The 17,060-nt window shown below is 68.1% G+C and carries 7 protein-coding genes; 2 read left to right on the plus strand and 5 right to left on the minus strand.

Features of this window, described 5'->3' with window-relative positions; translation table 11 throughout:
- Positions 1-9 precede the first annotated feature (9 nt).
- Positions 10-711 carry an HAD family hydrolase gene (locus tag ACFPPA_RS18330; protein WP_377322561.1) on the minus strand — a complete coding sequence of 234 codons (702 nt, stop codon included), beginning with the start codon at positions 709-711 and terminating at the stop codon, positions 10-12.
- On the minus strand, positions 708-2,117 hold the full coding sequence (gene zwf, locus ACFPPA_RS18335) for a glucose-6-phosphate dehydrogenase (protein ID WP_377322563.1): 1,410 nt from the start codon (positions 2,115-2,117) through the stop codon (positions 708-710). The genes ACFPPA_RS18330 and zwf overlap by 4 nt, the downstream gene beginning before the upstream one ends.
- A gap of 156 nt (positions 2,118-2,273) precedes the next feature.
- Between zwf and ACFPPA_RS18340 the strand changes: the two genes are divergently transcribed.
- Positions 2,274-3,836 carry an HD-GYP domain-containing protein gene (locus ACFPPA_RS18340; protein ID WP_377322565.1) on the plus strand — a complete coding sequence of 521 codons (1,563 nt, stop codon included), beginning with the start codon at positions 2,274-2,276 and terminating at the stop codon, positions 3,834-3,836.
- 61 nt (positions 3,837-3,897) lie between these two features.
- Here the strand turns inward: ACFPPA_RS18340 and ACFPPA_RS18345 are convergent, their stop codons facing one another.
- Positions 3,898-12,534: a glycoside hydrolase family 94 protein gene (locus tag ACFPPA_RS18345; protein ID WP_377322567.1), complete on the minus strand. Its 8,637-nt coding sequence runs from the start codon at positions 12,532-12,534 to the stop codon at positions 3,898-3,900.
- A gap of 172 nt (positions 12,535-12,706) precedes the next feature.
- On the opposite strand from ACFPPA_RS18345, the gene ACFPPA_RS18350 reads away from it, so the two are divergent.
- On the plus strand, positions 12,707-13,180 hold the full coding sequence (locus ACFPPA_RS18350; protein ID WP_377322569.1) for a GNAT family N-acetyltransferase: 474 nt from the start codon (positions 12,707-12,709) through the stop codon (positions 13,178-13,180).
- A gap of 6 nt (positions 13,181-13,186) precedes the next feature.
- Here ACFPPA_RS18350 and ACFPPA_RS18355 read toward each other — a convergent pair whose 3' ends face one another.
- Positions 13,187-15,661, minus strand: a complete 2,475-nt coding sequence (locus tag ACFPPA_RS18355; RefSeq protein WP_377322571.1) for a sensor domain-containing protein — start codon at positions 15,659-15,661, stop codon at positions 13,187-13,189.
- 99 nt (positions 15,662-15,760) lie between these two features.
- Positions 15,761-16,903: a hypothetical protein gene (locus ACFPPA_RS18360; protein WP_377322573.1), complete on the minus strand. Its 1,143-nt coding sequence runs from the start codon at positions 16,901-16,903 to the stop codon at positions 15,761-15,763.
- Positions 16,904-17,060 lie beyond the last annotated feature (157 nt).

Genomic DNA, 17,060 nt, shown 5'->3' on the forward strand with positions numbered 1-17,060 from the left:
TCGGGACCTTCAGTCTGCCGGAAGATGGATGACCGGCGCGCTCGGCAGGAAATCGGCAAGCTTACGCTCGCGCAGTTCGCCGATGCACGCGATCGTGATGTCCGGCGCCGGCTCGATCGCCCTCTCGGCGGCGACCGTGGCGTAATGGCCCTGGCGCACGAACACCGTGGTCAGCTTGTGGCCGAGGCGCTTCTTCATCTCGCCCAGGATCTGCGGCTTGTCGTCGACCATCACGTAATGCGCAGCCGGATAGCGCTGCTGCATCGCCACCAGCATGCGTTGCTTGTGCAGGTAGACCAGCACCTCGCCGCGCAGCGCGTCCCACAGGCCGGCGCGCTGGATCTTGCGCGGCTGGAACACCACGTCGCCGTCGGACAGGATCGCGGTCGGCCCCAGCGTGCGCAGGTGGGCGATGGTGGCCAGCGCGTGCGGATACAGCCGCTCGGCGAACGGGTACTCCAGCAGGTATCTGGACATCTGCAGCAGCGACGGTTCGTTGTCCAGGCCGCTGCGGAAGCGCTGCAGCGCGCCCAGGTAATCGGCAAAGCCGAGTTCGTCGCGCAGCTGCGCATAGATCGCCCAGTAGCGCTCGCGTTCGGCCGGGCCGAACGCCTGCTCCAGGGTGTCGCCCAGGTCGGCGGCGAAGCGGTCGTTGTCGAGCAGGGTGTTGTCGACATCGAGCAGGAACGTCACCGTGGCCGCCGTCGTCATGGCCTGCCCTCCTCGACCACCGGGTTGTGCCAGCCGCCATCGGCCGCGATCAGCGCGGCGGCCTGGGTCGGACCCCAGCTGCCGCGGCGGTAGGGGATCGCCGGATGATGGTTTCGCAGTACCGGCTCGACCACCACCCAGGCGGCCTCGACCGCCTCCTCGCGGGTGAACAGCGCGCCGTCGCCGGCCATCGCGTCGCCGAGCAGGCGTTGATAGGGCGACTCCTGCCCGGTCTGCTCCTCCACCAGGGTGAGCTCGCGCTGGTCGCCGACGAATTCCTTGCCCGCGCGTTTGACTCGTGCGGCCAGCGCCACCGCGGTATTCGGCGACAGCCGGAAGCGAAGGTAATTGGCGCGCCCCGCCTTCTGCGCCGCATCGTCGAACAGCTTCTGCGGCGGCGGCTTCAGCTCCACCACGATCTCGGCCACCGTCTCGGGCAGGCATTTGCCCGAGCGCAGGTACCACGGCACGCCGCCCCAGCGCCACGAATCGATGAACAGCCGCAGTGCGCAGAACGTCTCCACGTCGGAGCCCTTCGCCACGCCCGGCTCGCTGCGGTAGCCGCGGTACTGGCCGCGCACCAGATCGTCCGGCTGCAGCGGGCGCATCGCCTGGAACACCTTGGCCTTCTCCGCATGCACCGCACCGAAGCCCTGGTAGGCCGGCGGCTCCATCGCCAGCAGCGCCACGATCTGCAGCAGGTGATTCTGGATCACGTCGCGCAGGCAACCGGCGCCGTCGTAGAACGAGCCGCGGCCCTCGACGCCGAATTTCTCCGACAGGGTCACCTCCACGCTGGCCACGTTGTTGCGGTTCCAGATCGGCTCGAGGAACGAATTGGCGAAGCGGAAGTACAGGATGTTCATGATCGCTTCCTTGCCCAGGAAGTGATCGATGCGGAAGATCGCGTCGTCCGGGAATACCGACCTGAGCGTCTGGTTGAGCTGCCGCGCCGAGGCCAGGTCGTGCCCGAACGGCTTCTCCACCACCACCCGCGCGTGCTCGGCGCAGCCGGCCTGCTCGAGCCCCTGCACCACGGTGCCGAACAGGCTGGGCGGGATCGCCAGGTAATGCAGCGGTCGCTTCGCGTTCCCCAGCGCCTGCTTCAGCCGGGCGAACGTGGCCGGATCCTTGTAGTCGCCATCGACGTACTGCAGCCGCGCGGAGAGCCTGTCGAACGCGGCCTTGTCGAATTTCTCGCCGCTGTCCTTCGCCGCCTGCATCACGCTGTTGCGGGCGCGCTGGCGAAACTGCCTCAGGTTCCAGTCCGAGTGCGCCACCCCGATGATCGGCAGTTCCAGCTGGCCGTCCCGGGTCATCGCCAGCAGGGCCGGGAAGATCTTCTTGTAGGCCAGGTCGCCGGTGGCGCCGAAAAAAACCAGGGCATCCGAGCGTGGTATCGCCATGATTGCGGTGTACTCCATACAAGGGGGTCGGGCATTGCCAGTATCGCGGCAAACGGCGGCGGTCGGACGCGCACGCAGCCGGGGTGGTTCCCGGCGCCGAGGGTCCGTTTCATCGTCAAAGCGTGCATGGCGGCAGGTTAAGTCCATGCATACGGGGTGTCAGGCGCCGACAGGCCGCGACCCGTTCCCGCGGGATCCGCGGCACTGCGACAACACGCCACACTTTTCTCGAACCGCGGGACCGCTGCGGGGGAAGCCCGGCCTTCGGCGCTCCATTCCGTCGCCCCGAAGGCAACGCGAAGGCGACGTGCGAAGGTCGGACTCAAGTACCGCCGCCAGCGGCCGATAGGCAGGGAAGCCGATTTCGCCGGGGGTCAACGCGATGTTGAAACTCGCCGGGCCATGCGGTCGAAGGGAACGAGGGCAGCGATCATCCGCTCCCGCGGGCATTGTGGGTTTTCGGCCGGCATGTGCGACAAATGGATCCATCGAGCGATGCAATCGTCACTCAAGAAAGTCGACATCGCCCGTCTCCGCAAGGGGATGTTCATCCACAAGATCTGCGGGAAGTGGCTGGATCACCCGTTCTGGCGCGGCTCATTCCTGATAGCCGACGAAAAGACCCTGGAAAAGCTTCGGAGCTTCGGTTGCAGGGAAGTCTGGATCGATACCGGCAAGGGCCTGGATGTCGAATCGGCACCGCCGGGTCCGGCCTCGCGCGTGGACTCGCAAGATGGCGGTGTCGTAAGGAAACGGAAAGCGCCCGCCGGGTTGCCGGCGGAAGCGCGCACGGATTTCGCCAGCGAGGTGGTGCGGGCCGAACTCATCCGCGACCGGGCCAAGGCCGCGGTGATTTCCCTGTTCGGCGAGGCGCGCATGGGAAAGGCGCTGAACATGGACGGGGCAGTCGATGTCGTCGATGAGATCAGCAGGTCCATCACCCGCAACGTGGCCGCCATCCTGAGCGTGCTGCGACTGAAGGAAAAGGACGACTACACCTATCTGCATTCGGTCGCCGTCTGTGCGCTGATGATGGCGCTGGGTCGCCAACTGGGCATCGAGGGGGAGGCCCTGCAGGACCTGGGTCTGGCGGGGCTGTTTCACGATATCGGCAAGATCGGTGTACCGGACGCCGTGCTGAACAAGCCCGGCCGACTGGATGAAGAGGAATTTGCTGCCGTGCGCAAGCACCCCCAGCTGGGCTGGGACATCCTGCGGAACCAGCTGGAGGTGAGCCCGACGGTGCTGGATGTCTGCCTGCATCACCACGAGCGGTGCGATGCCACCGGATACCCGCACAAGCTGTCGGGAGACGCGCTGACCCGGGCGGCGCGCATGGGCGCCATATGCGATGTGTACGATGCGGTGACGTCCGAGCGCTGCTACAAGAAGGGCTGGGAGCCCGCGGACGCGATACGCCGAATGGCGGAATGGCAGGATGGCCACTTCGACCGGGACATATTCCACGCCTTCGTCAAGATGATCGGGATTTACCCGGTGGGGACCCTGGTCCGGCTGAACTCCGGGCGACTGGCCATCGTGCTCAACCAGAGCGAAAAGAGTTCACTGAAGCCGACGGTCAAGGTCTTCTACTCGACCCGGTTCGATACCCACGTGCCGGCGGGGCTGCTGGATCTGGCGGATGCCTCCGATGCCATCGTAGGCGTCGAGGATCATGCGAAGTGGAATTTCAACATTCCCATGCTGATGCGGAACTGACCGCCCCGACGGGGTCGCCACGGCGCGCCCCCGGGCATCGGGCGGGCGCGCCGGTCCGGGCTCAACCGCTTCGCGGATGCTCGATCACCACCTGATGCTCCACCTTGTCGTCCACCAGCGGAATGCGACCATCGCCCAGGGTCGCGCCGTCCAGCGTCACCCGCGCGACGGTGCCGGCGGCCACTTGCCTGAGTTCGATCCGGTACCAGGTCTCGCCGTGGCGATAGCTCATCGAGAAGCCCTCCCATTCGCCCGGCAGCACCGGCGCGAAGTGCAGCCGACCGGCCTCCAGGCGCAGGCCGAGCAGCGACTCCACGATCAGCCGGTACATCCAGCCGGCGGAACCGGTGTACCAGCTCCAGCCGCCGCGGCCGACATGCGGCTCGACCGCGTAGACGTCGGCGCTGACCACGTACGGCTCGACCTTGTAGACGTCCATTCTTTCGGCATCGCTGCCGTGGCTGACCGGGTTGATCATGCGCAGCAGTTCCCACGCGCGGGCACTGTCGCCCAGTTCGGCGAACGCCATCGTGGCCCAGATCGCCGCGTGCGTGTACTGGCCGCCGTTCTCGCGCACGCCCGGCACGTAGCCCTTGATGTAACCGGGGTCGAGCGCGGACTTGTCGAACGGTGGATCGAGCAGCTGGATCAGCCCGGCCTGGCGCCGGACCAGGTGCTGGTCAAGCGACGCCATCGCCTGCTGCCGGCGCTCGGGCGGGGCCATGCCGGACAGCACCGACCAGCTCTGCGCGATCGAATCGATCCGGCACTCCTCGTTGTCGGCCGAACCCAGCGGCGTGCCGTCGTCGAACCAGGCGCGGCGATACCAGGCACCATCCCAGGCGTGCTGTTCCAGTGCACTGCGCAGCCTAGCGACTTCCTCGTCGCAGCGCTGCGCGAACGCCGCGTCGTCGTGCAGCCGGGCCACCTCGGCAAAGCGCTGCAGCACTTCGCAGGAGAAGAACCCCAGCCACACGCTCTCGCCGCGGCCTGCCTCGCCGACCCGGTTCATGCCGTCGTTCCAGTCGCCGCTGCCGATCAGCGGCAGGCCGTGCACGCCGCGCGTCAGGCTGTGCTCGATCGCGCGCACGCAATGCTGGTACAGGCTCTCGTGCAGACCCGACGGTTGCGCCAGGTCGTAATACGATTCCTCGCCGGGATGCAGCGCGCGGCCCTCGATGTAGCCGACCCGCACATCCAGCACCGCGCGGTCGGCGGTGGCCAGCACGTAGCGGCTGGTCGCCAGCGGCAACCACAGGTAGTCGTCGGAACAGCCGGTGCGCACGCCACGATCCAGCGGCGGATGCCACCAGTGCTGCACGTCGCCTTCGGGGAACTGGTGCGCCGCGCACAGCAGCAGCTGGTTGCGCGCCAGTTCCGGCGCGGCGTGCAGCGTGGCCATCGAGTCCTGCAACTGATCGCGGAAGCCGAACGCACCGCCGGACTGGTAATAGCCGCTGCGCGCCCACATCCGGCAGGCGATCGTCTGATACAGCAGCCAGCCGTTGGCCAGCATGTCCAGCGCCGGCTCCGGCGTATGCACCCGGACCGTGCCGAGCGTGCGCTCCCAGTGCGCGCGCACCTTGCCCAGCGCATCGGCGGCGGAGCCGGTGCCGCGGAACCGCTGCACCAGCGCGCCGGCGTCCACCGCGTCGCGACCCAGTCCCAGGCGAAAGATCAACTGGCGCTGCTCGCCGTCTTCCAGCGCCAGCTTGACCTGCAGCACGGCGCAGGGATCGAGGCCGGCGCCGAGGCGGCCGGACAGGTTTGCCCGGCCCAGTCCGGCCGGTGCGCGGGTGCTGCCGTTGCGGCCCAGGAATTCGCTGCGGTCGCCATCGATGCTGCGACTGGCGTCGTCCACGTCGAAGAACGCCACCCGGTTCGGGAACTCGGTGTTCCAGGCATTGCGGGCGAACAGCGCGCCGCTGGCCGGGTCCGATTCGGTGACCACGTGCATCGCGGTCTTCTCGCGCAGGTCGCCGAGCAGCCATTCGACGTAGCCGGTGGCACTGAGCCGGCGCGGCCGGCCGGAATCGTTGCGCACTTTCAGCACCGAGAACTTCACCGAGGCGTCCAGCGCCACATACACCCACAGCTCGGAATGGATGCCGTCCTCGACGTGCTCGAACACGCTGTAGCCGAAGCCGTGGCGGGTGATGTAGCTGCCGACGCCGCGGCAGGGCAGCGGCGTGGGCGACCACAGCTGGCCGGTTTCCTCGTCGCGCAGGTAGATCGCCTCGCCACTGCCGTCGCTGACCGGGTCGTTGTCCCACGGCGTGAGCCGGAACTCGTGCGCGTTCTCGCCCCAGCTGTAGGCGCTGCCGCTCTCGGAGATCACCGTGCCGAAATGCGGATTGGCCAGCACGTTGGCCCACGGTGCCGGGGTGGCGTCGCCGGCGCCGAGCACGATCACGTACTCGCGGCCGTCCACGCTGAAGCCGCCGTGCGGATTCGCCAGCCGCAGCATGACGGACGGCGCGGCGGCCGAGGGGGCGGCCAAGGCCGTCCGCTCGGGCCGGCTCGGTTCGAACGGCGGCGCGTGGGTTTCCACCTGGCGCCGGCCGATCTGATCGGCCAGGCTGCCGCGGTTGTCGGCCAGCACCATCCGCGCGCCGGCCAGCATCACCATGCGATCTTCGCTGGACAGCTGCTGGGCCGGCCGCACGAAGATGCCGCCGGGGCGATCGAGCAGGTTCGCCTCGCTGCCGGACGCGATCAGGCCCATGATCTGGTCCTGCAGCTCCTGCCGGTAGCCGGCGCGATCCTCGTTCCAGATCACCAGGTCCACTGCCAGGCCCTTCTGCCGCCAGTACGCATGCGCCTGCACCAGCTGGCGCACCAGCTCGATCCGCCTCAGGTCGGCGATCTGCAGCAGCACGATCGGCAGGTCACCGGAGATCGACTGGCCCCACAGGCCGGACTGGCCGCGCCGGTTGCCGCGCAGGATGCCCGCCTCGGCGCGCAGGCTGGCGTTGGGGAACAGGATCGCAGTGGCCATGTGCTCGTACAGGTGAGCGTCGGCCAAGCTGGCGTTGAGCTGGCGCAGCAACACCTGGCTGTGCGTCCAGGCCAGGTCGAACACGCGGTCGGCCAGGTGGCGGTCGCGGTACTTGCCGATCAGCGCCAGGCAGGCGGCGCGATGGTCGGCGATGCCGGTGACCAGATCGACCGTGGCCGACTGCTCCGGCTCCAGCGTGATGCGGCAACGGATCGCCACGATCGGATCGAGCACCGAGCCGGCGCTGTTGGACAGCTGCGTCTGCTCGCGATCGAGCACCTGCGGTTGCGCGGTGCTGCGGCCGCGACCGATGAAGCGGGCACGATCGGTCTCGTAGGAGATCGCGTCGATGTCGGCGTTGTGTACTGCCAGCAGATGGCACATCCACGGCACCGCTTCATCGTGCGCACGCGGCCGGCGGGTGCACACGATCGCCTGCAGTTCCGGCAGCAGCTCGGTCTGCACGAACAGCTTGCTGAAGGCCGGATGCAGCGAGTCGGCGATCGCCGGTGCCAGTACCACTTCGGCGTAACTGGTCAGCTCGATCGTGCGCCGGTGGCGGCTGCGGTTGGTGATGTGGGTACGGCGCAGCTCGATGTCGTCTTCCGGCGACACCACGATCTCGGTGTGCGTGTCGAATTCGGCTTCGCGCACGCGGAACTCGGCGCGCGCATCGGAGAAGATCGCCTCGAACAGCTCGGTCTTCTTCAGCGTCGGCTGGTAGGTGGTCGACCAGTACTGGCCCGTGGCCACGTCGCGCAGGTAGCAGAACATGCCCCAGTGATCGCGCGTGATGTCCTCGCGCCAGCGCGTCAGCGCCAGCTCGCCGCGCCGGCTGTAGCCGCCGCCGCCGCTGCTCAGCATCACGTGGTAGCGGCCGTTGGAGAGCAGCTGCACCGCCGGGCGCGGGCGGTCCGGATCGGTGAATATGCGCAGCCGCGCCTCGGCGGCGGGCGGGTTGCCGTCGCTGTCGGGGAAGCCGGCGGCATGCAGGTATTCCGCGGCGGTCTTGGGAATGCGCTCCTGCAGCAGCAGGCTGGTGGCCTGGAACTGCGGATCGGATTCGAAGCGGCGTTGCATCGGCCGATCCAGCAAGGCGTAGTCCAGCGCCAGCAGGCTCATGCCCTGGTGATGTGCCATGAACGATCGCACCAGCGCCGAGGACTGGCCCACCCGCAACCGCGCCGGGGTGTAGTCGATCGCCTCGTACAGGCCGAAGCGTCCCCGCGCACCGGCCTCGGCCAGCCGCTGCAGGTTCCGGGTGGCCGCCGCCGGCGCCACCATCATCGCCAGTGCGGTGGCATACGGCGCGATCACCACGTCGTCGCCGAGTCCGCGCTTGAGGCCCAGTCCGGGTACACCGAACGCGCGGTACTGGTAGGTGAAGTGCGCATCCAGCATGTGATAGCCGGATTCGGAAACACCCCACGGCAGGTTCAGCTGGTTGCCGTATTCGATCTGGCGCGCCACCGCGGCGCGGCAGGTCTGGTCGAGCAGGGTGCCTTCGTGGCTGGGCATCACCAGCATCGGCATCAGGTACTCGAACATCGAGCCGGTCCACGACAGCAGCACCGGTTCGCCGCCGCTGGTGGTCAGCAGGCGGCCCAGCGAGAACCAGTTGTCCTGCGGCAGCTGGCCCTGCGCGATTGCCACGAAACTGGCCAGTCGGGCCTCCGACGCGAGCAGGTCGTAGTAGCCGGTGTCGAGCCGCCGCTGGTCGACGTTGTAGCCGATCGCCAGCAGGTCGCGGGCGGGGTCGTACAGGAAGCGGTAGTCCATCACGGCCAGTTCGCCGGCCCACCGCGCCAGTTGCTCGATCTCGCCGATCCGTTCCTGTGCATGCGCGCGCACGGCCTCGGCGTCGAAGCTGACCGGCCAGCACAGCGGCTCGGCCCGCGCCAGCTGGCGCAGCGTGGGGATGCCATTGAAGCCGGGGTCGTCGTCGGCCGGCGGGTCGAGGTTGAACAGGTGGGTTTCGTCGTACAACTCGGCGGATTGCTGCAGCAGCGCATCGAGCCAGAACGCGGCGTCGCTGCCCGGCTCCGGCGCCAGCGTTCTTGCCAGCGTGCGGGCCCGGTCGAGATGCTCATGCAGCAGCGACAGCGCCGCGCTGGTGACGGTCGGCGGCTTGTCCAGCGCGTCCTGCAGGAAGCGGGACAGCGGTTCCAGCGTGTCGCCGGCGTTGCCGTCGAGCGCGTCATGCAGGGTGTTCAGCGTGTCGAGCAGTCCTTGCAACACACGCGGCTGGAACACCGGTGCATCGATCAGCGCAAGCAGACCGGGCCGCAGGGTCAGCAGGTGACCGGCAAGATTGCCGCTGTCCACCGCCGAGACATACAGCGGCGACAGCGGCTTCAGGCTCAGGGTGTCGTACCAGTTGTAGAAGTGTCCGCGATAGCGCGGCAGCCGTTGCATCGTGGCGAGGGTCTGGCGGCTGCGCTGAAGCAGGCGGCCGGCGCTGAGAAAACCGAAGTCGTAGCCGGCCAGATTGGCCAGCAACGCGATGCCGATATTCGTCGGCGAGGTGCGGTGCGCGATGACCGGTCCCGGCTGCTCCTGCAGGTTGTCCGGTGGCAGCCAGTGGTCGGTCGGGCCGACGTGGGTGTCGAAGAACGCCCAGGTCTGACGCGCCAGCACGCGCAGGAAGTACAGCTGTGCCGCACTGGGTGCGAACGCGCCGGGCCGCCGCGGCTGACTGATCCACCAGGCAATCGTGGGCGACAGCAGCCACAGCAGCAGCAGCGGCGAGGCCAGCAGCAGCACGCTCGGGCGCTCCAGTGCCAGCACCACGCCCAGCAGCACGGCCAGTGCCGGGCCGATCCACATCATTCGCCACAGCGCCGATGGGGCGTTGCTGCTCTGCCGCTCGACTTCGCTGGAGGTCTGCCATTGCAGCAGGTGACGATGGCTGATCGTGATCCGCCACAGCGTGCGCACGATCGCGTCGAGGTGGTACAGCGCCTCGTGCGGCAGCCAGGCCAGACCCAGCGCCATCCGCGCGAAATGCTGCATGCCGGCCATGAAGCCCGAGCGCACGTGCTGGTCGAGTTGCACCTCGGGCGGTTTCTGCACCAGGTCGAGCAGCGCCGACAGCAGCGGCGGCACCAGCACCATCGACAGGACTGCCAGCGTCCACGAAAACACCGGTGAAAGCACCAGCCAGCCGAAGATCAGCAGGCTCAGCAAGGCCACCGGCAGCAGGCTGCGGCGCAGGTTGTCGAGGATCTTCCAGCGCGACAACGCGGTCAGCGCGTTGCGGCGCCAGCCGTCGTGCGCGGTCGGCGCCCAGGGCAGCAGCCACGGCATCAGCTGCCAGTCGCCGCGGATCCAGCGATGCCGGCGCTTCACGTCGGCGCCGTAGCGGGTCGGGTATTCCTCGAACAGCTGCACGTCGCTGAGCAGGCCCGCCCGGGCATGGCAGCCCTCGACCAGATCGTGGCTGAGGATGCGGTTCTCCGGGAAGCGGCCGTCGAGGGTGCGCTCGAACGCATCGATCGCATAGATGCCCTTGCCGATGAACGAGCCTTCGTGGAACACGTCCTGATAGACGTCCGACACCATCTGCGTATACGGGTCGATGCCGGCATCACTGCCATACAGCTGCGCGTAGCGCGAGCGCGAGGTGCTGGGCAGGCTGATCCCAACGCGCGGCTGCAGGATCGCGTAGCCGCTGACCACGCGTCGACGTTCGGGGTCGTACACCGCCCGGTTGAGCGGATGGTCGATGCTGCCGACGAAGGCCTGCGCCGCGTCGCGCGGCAGCTCGGTGTCGGTATCCAGGGTGATCACGTACTGCACCGGTGGCAGTGCCGCGATGTCGCCGACGATCAGCATGAAGCGGTCGTGCCCGTTGCCGCGCAACAGCGCATTGAGATCGGCCAGCTTGCCGCGTTTGCGTTCGTGGCCCATCCAGACCTGTTCGGTGACGTTCCAGCGGCGCGGCCGGTGGAACAGGAAGAAGCGGTCGGTCCCGCTGCCGCGATAACGTTCGTTGAGCGCCTCGATGCGTCGCTGCGCCAGTCGCAGCAGGGGCTCGTCGCCGGGCAGGGTCTGCTCGGCGGCGTCGGCGAAATCGGTCAGCAGGGCGAAGTGCAGGTGCTCGTTGCGATTGCCCAGGAAGCGCACTTCCAGCGCCTCGACCAGCTCCTCGACATCCTGCGCGCTGGAGAACAGGCTGGGGATCGCCACCAGGGTGCGCGCATCGGGTGGTATGCCGTCGGAGTAATCCATCCGCGGCAGCTGCTGTGGCGACACCATCAAGGTGGCCATCCAGTTCAGCAGGCTCAGGCCCAGCTGACTGGCCAGGATGGTCGCCGGGATCGCGACCGCGATCAGCACCCACAACGGCAGTCCGTCGTGCGCGGCTTCGAGCACCAGCGGTTGGGCGAACGCAAACGTCAGCGCGATCAGCAGGCCCAGATAGATCGGCAGCGGGGCCCGGTCGAAGCTGCGACGCAGGCGTTCGGCCAGCCTGGGCCGGATGCGCAGGTGCTGCTCCAGCAGGCGGCGACCCCGGTCGATCAGGTAGAAGCCCACATGCTGTGGCAGCGACGGTCCGCCGTCCGGCGACGGCGCGGCGTGGCACAGCTCCAGCGTCGCCTCGGCGACCCGGATTTCGCTCAACCGGTGCTGGCGGGCCAGCCTCTCCACCACGTGGCGATAGCGGTCACGGGTGGCGAAATCCATTGCCGCATAGACTTCGGCCGGATCTCCGCGCAGGAGCTGTTCGACCACGCTGGCGTGCTCGACGAAATCGCGCCAGTCGATCGCGGCCAGGGTGCGCAGACTGCCGATGCTGTTGCTGATCGAGACCTGGTTGGCCGCCTGTTGCTGTGCTTCGAGCTGGATCAGGTGCTCGACGCTCTGGCCCGACTCGGACAGGCGCTGTTCGATCCAGTTCAGCGGCAGCGCCAGCGCCGGACTCTGACCCTGCAGGCGACGGGCCATTTCGGCCACGAACGGACCGTTCATCGGCGGGTCCGAGCGCACCATGTCGGCGACCACCAGCACCACGCTGTTCGGTTCGCGCCCGGCCGTGGCGATCATGCTGTCGGCCCAGCGCATGGCCTTGCCGCGATAGCGCCAGTCGGCCATCACCCGGGCAGCCACTCGGCGCAGGTTCTCGATCAACGCCAGCCGCAACATGATCGGGATCGCCCACAGCTCGCCCAGCCCCAGCGGTGCCACCTCCTGGTAGGCGCCGACGAAGCGGCGCAGGCTGGCGTTGTCGACCCGGCCGTCACCGTGCGAAATGATTTCCAGCGCGATGTCGTAGACCCGCGGCAACCCCGCCGAGGGCCCGTTGTCGAGCCGCGGCAACGTGCGGCTGTAGCCCTTGGGCAGATGCCGGCGGGCGATCCGGATCTGCTCCTCGATCAGGTAGAAGTTGTCCAGCAGCCATTCGCCGGCCGGGGTGATCCGCCGTTTGCGCCGGGTGGCATTGGTCAGCCGGTCGCAGGTGTGGGTGATCACCGCCTCGTTGTCGGCCAGCCGTTCCAGCAGCAGGTCGGTACTCGCCCGCTCGCGCAGCCGGTGCTGGCCGGCCAGCGCCCGGCCATGCCGCTCCATCTGCTCGGCGCTGAACAGCTCCGAGCGCAGCGCCGGCTCCTCCTCCGGTCGGGTCCGCGCGGCGGCCCGACGGCGACGGTAGGCGCGCAGACGGCGCAGTTTGAGCTGGTCGAGGATGCTGCCGATGTTCAAATCCGGTGGTCCTTGGGATGGATGGCGGATCAGCCGCCGGAGCAATGCTGCGGCGGGGCGCCGGACAGTCGATACGGGCCGCGGCCATCGGCGGTGCCACGACGCTACACGCCGGCATGTGAAAATCTCGCACGCTACGATGTGTCGTCCCGTTCCCTCCAGGAGTTCCGCCGTGCCCTTGCTGATTCGCGCAGCCACCCCCGCCGACCTTCCCGAACTCGTGGCATGGAATGCGGCGATGGCATGGGAAACCGAGCACAAGCGGCTCGATCCGGAAACCCTGCAGCGCGGCATCAGCGGCGTCTTCGAGCAGGACCGACGCGGCTTCTATCTGATCGCCGAACACGACGGCGTGGCGGTCGGCAGCCTGCTGGTGACCTATGAGTGGAGCGACTGGCGCTGCGGGGATTTCTGGTGGATACAGAGCGTCTACGTGATTCCCGCTGCCCGCCGAGGCGGGGTATTCCGCGCGCTGTATGCCGCGGTGGCGCAGCGTGCCGTGGAGGCCGGTGCGGTCGGGCTGCGGCTGTACGTGGAAACCGAAAACCGGCGTGCGCAGGCGACCTATGCCGGACTGGGCATGCAGCGCTGCCATTACTGGATGTACGAAGCGACCCTGCCGCCGCCTGGCGGTCGCGTCGACTGAGCCGGCTCAGTCGACGGCGGCCAGCCGTTGCTCGAACCGGGCCGCCGGCATCGGCGCGCCGAACAGGAAACCCTGCAACTGGGTGCAGCCGGCGTGGCGCAGGAACGCGCTCTGCTCGTGTGTCTCCACGCCTTCGGCAATCACCACCTTGCCCAGGCTGCGGGCCATCGCGATGATCGCGCTGGTGATCGTGGCGGTATCGCGATCGCTGGTCAGGTCGTGCACGAAGACGCGATCGATCTTCAGCGCATCGATCGGGAAATGCTTCAGGTAGGACAGGCTGCAGTAGCCGGTGCCGAAATCGTCCAGCGACAGAAGCACCCCGCGCTGCTTGATCCGCCGCAGCAGGCTGGTGGTGGCATCGCCACCGGACATCACCGTGCGTTCGGTCAGTTCCAGTTCGAGCAGTTCGGCATCGAGCCCGCTTTCATTCAGCACGTCGTCGAGCCAGCTGTAGAAGTCGGCGTGCTGGAACTGCAGCGGCGAGACGTTGACCGAGATCGGAATGGCGTAGCCGAGCTGCTGCCACGCTCTTGCCTGCCTGCAGGCCCGGCGCAATACCCACGCACCGATCGGCAGGATCAGGCCGCTGTCCTCGGCGACCGGGATGAACTGGTCCGGCTGGTACAACTCGTGCCCGTTGGCATGCCAGCGCAGCAAGGCCTCCGCACCCATGACGCGCCCGCTATGCGCGTCGACCTTGGGCTGGTAGTGCAGGCTCAGCTCGTGCCGCGGGAGGGCCTGGCGCAACGCGATCTCGATGCCCCGGCGCGCGCGGGCCCGCTCATGCATCGAGGCGGTGAAGAAACGGTAGCCGTGCTGGCCCTGCGCCTTGACCGCCACCGAGGCGGCTTCCGCATGCTGCAGCAGGTTTTCCGGATCGGTGGCGTCGTCGGGATACACGCTGACGCCGATGGTGATGCGCAGCGCCAGTTCGGCGATCCCGTCCAGGCCGGTCTGCTCGCCATGATTGATCAGGGTCTGGCTCAGGCTGGCCGCCGCGCCCACGCTTTCCAGGTGCGGCAGCACCACCACGAACTCGTCGCCGCCATGGCGCACCAGCACGGCATCGGCGGGCAGGCAGCGCTGCAACTGCATGGCGAACGCGCGCAGTACCCGGTCACCGATCGCATGGCCATGCAGTTCGTTGACCTGCTTGAAATGGTTGATGTCGATGTAGAGCAGCGCGGCGCGCTGCTGGCGCCGGTTCGCCGTCGCCAGCGCCTGCTTGACGTGCTCGTGCAGCTGGCTGCGGTTGGGCAGTCCGGTGAGCGTGTCGTGCTGGGTCAGGTGGATCATCTTCAACGCCAGCGAGCGGGTCTCGCTGACGTCGTGAAAGACCAGCACGCCGCCGATCACGTTGCCGGCATGATCGTGGATCGGTGCCGAGGAATCCTCCACCGGCGTATCGAAGCCGTGGCGATGACGCAGCAGGGTCTTGCCCGCGAGGTCGACGATGGTGTTGTGCCCGATCGCGGCGCGCAGCGGGTTGGCGACGGGCTGTCCGTGGCGGGCGTCGAACAGCTGGAAGATCTCCTCGATCGGCCGACCGTGCGCCTCATGGCTGTTCCAGCCGGTCATCGCCTCGGCGATGGGATTGAGCGAGGTGACCTGGAATTGCGGATCGGTGGTGATCACCGCGTCGCCGATCGAGCGCAGGGTCACTTCGGCCAGCTCGCGCTCGCGGTGCAGCGCGTCCTCGAACGCCTTGCGCTGGCTGATGTCCTGCGCCTGCGAGACGAAGTAGAGCGGCATCCCGTGGTCATCGCGCACCAGCGACACGCTGAGCAGGATGTGCACGACATGGCCCAGCTTGTGGAAATTGCGCTTTTCCAGCTGGTAGGACTCGCGCTGGCCGGCCAGCAGCTGCTCCAGCAGGTCCTGGTCCGCCGCCATGTCATCCGGATGCGTGATGGCCGCGATATCCAGCGCCAGCAACTCCTGCTCGGTATAGCCCAGCATCTGGCAGACCGCCGCGTTGACGCGCAGGAAGTGGCCGTCCGGATGGGTCAGGGCCATGCCGATGGCGGCGTGCTGGAACGCACTGAAGAAGCGCTTCTCGCTCTCGTGCAGTTGCAGCTCCAGGGTGTGCCGCTCGGTGATGTCGACCAGCGCGGTGAACACGCCGCAGACCTTGCCGGCCGCATCGAAGTCCGGCTGGAAGTTGCCGTGGGCGTAACGCCGCTCGCGACCGTTGTAGAGCTCGCCTTCGTAGCTGGCCATGTGGCCGGCGTAGGCGCGCTCCAGCGCCGCGCTGGCGAGTTGATGGTTGCGCCGGCCGATCACGTCGATCAGGCGCAGGCCGATCAGTCCCTGCGGATCAATGCCGAGCCAGCGCCGGTGGGTTTCGTTGGCGTAGCGAAAACGCTGCTCGCCGTCGAGATAGGCCAGCAGCGCGGGGGCGTCGCGCAACACCTTGTCGGGCCAGTGCGACGCCGGGAAAAGCGATGGCAACACCTCGGCAGGCTTTTGCGGCCGCATGGTCATACCGCCAGCTGGAGCGCGCCCCCTGCGGCGCACCACCATCATGCGCCCAGTTTTTGCCGGCGCACAACTGCCCCGCCCCGTAAGCCCGCCGATTCAGTGCAGCGGCACCGCGGGCGCGGCGAGGCGGCGGTCCTCATCCAGCACGATCCGGCCCAGCGCGTGCAGCTCGCCGGCAATGCCATAGCGCCCGGCCAGGCGCTCCAGCAGCGGCCCCAGTGCCTGTGGCTGCAGCGGATAGCCATGCGCCAGCGCACGGGCGCGGCCGCCCTCACCGCGTTGCACCACGCTGATCGCGACGATGCCCAGGCCGGCTGCCTCGTGCGCGAACAGCGCCGGCGGGTCATAGCCGGGCTCGACCGCCGCCAGGGTTTCCAGCAGATAGCCCGTTTCGGCCTCGTTCTCCCCGCCCGCCGCCGGTTGCAGCAGCAGCGGCAGCTGGTGCGCATCGAGCAGTGCGGCGTACTGGCGCAGCTCGAACACGATGCCGGCAAGATCGTGCGCCAGCTGCGCGTTGTCACCGGTCTGCGCCGCCAGCCACTGCGTCGGTGACTGCGCCAGCACCTTGCCGTCGGCATAGTGCAGCGTCAGTCCACGCGCACTCATGCCCGACTCGGCGCGCTCGGGGGTCAACAGCGCCGCCTCGAGCAGGGTCCACAGCGGCGCCAGGTTGACGTGCTCGTACTGCACGCAGGTCAGGGCCATCAGGTCGTTGCGGCTCAGGTAACGCACATGTTCCAGCCGGATGCCGAGGGTGCGCATCAGCCAGTCGGCAGTCAGCGCGCCGGCTTCGCCGCGACCGACCAGCTGGATCTCCAGTTGCTCGGCCAGCTCCCCGGCCAGCGCCTCGGGCGCCAGCAGGCTCAGCGGCAACAGGCGCATCGGACCGTCGGCGAACAGCGGCGACGGTTGCAGCGGCAGCGCCGGCATCTGGCCCTCGTGGCTGCCGAAAGCCACCACGTTGTCGAGCTGGCCGCGTGGCACGCGCCGGGCCAGTTCGTCCAGCGTCGCCCAGACCGGAAAGCCCGGCCGCAGCAGTTCGACCGGGTCGAACAGTGCGCCGGCCAATGCCAACCGGGCGGCATCGACCGCAGGCACCAGCAGATGCAGATCGGTGGCAACCAGCTCCGCCAGCTCGGCGGCCTCGTCGCGACTGAGCGTCATGCGTGCCGGTGTTTCGCCGGCGACCGGTTCGAGCGCCAGCAGCACGGGCAGGGCAAGCAGCGTTTGTACTTCCACGAGGCAGCGGTTCCCAGGGGTCAAAGAAGGCCGATTCTACCAGTGGCGGGTGTTCGCCCCGGTGCGTGCTGAACGAATGCGCCTATTCACCGGCGTCTTGGGCTTTCGCCGCGCGGCATGGCGGGTTAGCCTTGACAGACTCGAGTGGTGGACTGTT

This window comes from Rhodanobacter ginsengisoli, from assembly GCF_042657065.1.
Lineage (GTDB): Bacteria > Pseudomonadota > Gammaproteobacteria > Xanthomonadales > Rhodanobacteraceae > Rhodanobacter > Rhodanobacter ginsengisoli.

Excerpts from the sequence above, each read along its gene's own strand:
- zwf (WP_377322563.1), bottom strand. The coding sequence starts at position 2,117 with ATGGCGATACCACGCTCGGATGCCCTGGTTTTTTTCGGCGCCACCGGC.
- ACFPPA_RS18355 (WP_377322571.1), bottom strand. The coding sequence starts at position 15,661 with ATGCGGCCGCAAAAGCCTGCCGAGGTGTTGCCATCGCTTTTCCCGGCG.
- ACFPPA_RS18330 (WP_377322561.1), bottom strand. The coding sequence starts at position 711 with ATGACGACGGCGGCCACGGTGACGTTCCTGCTCGATGTCGACAACACC.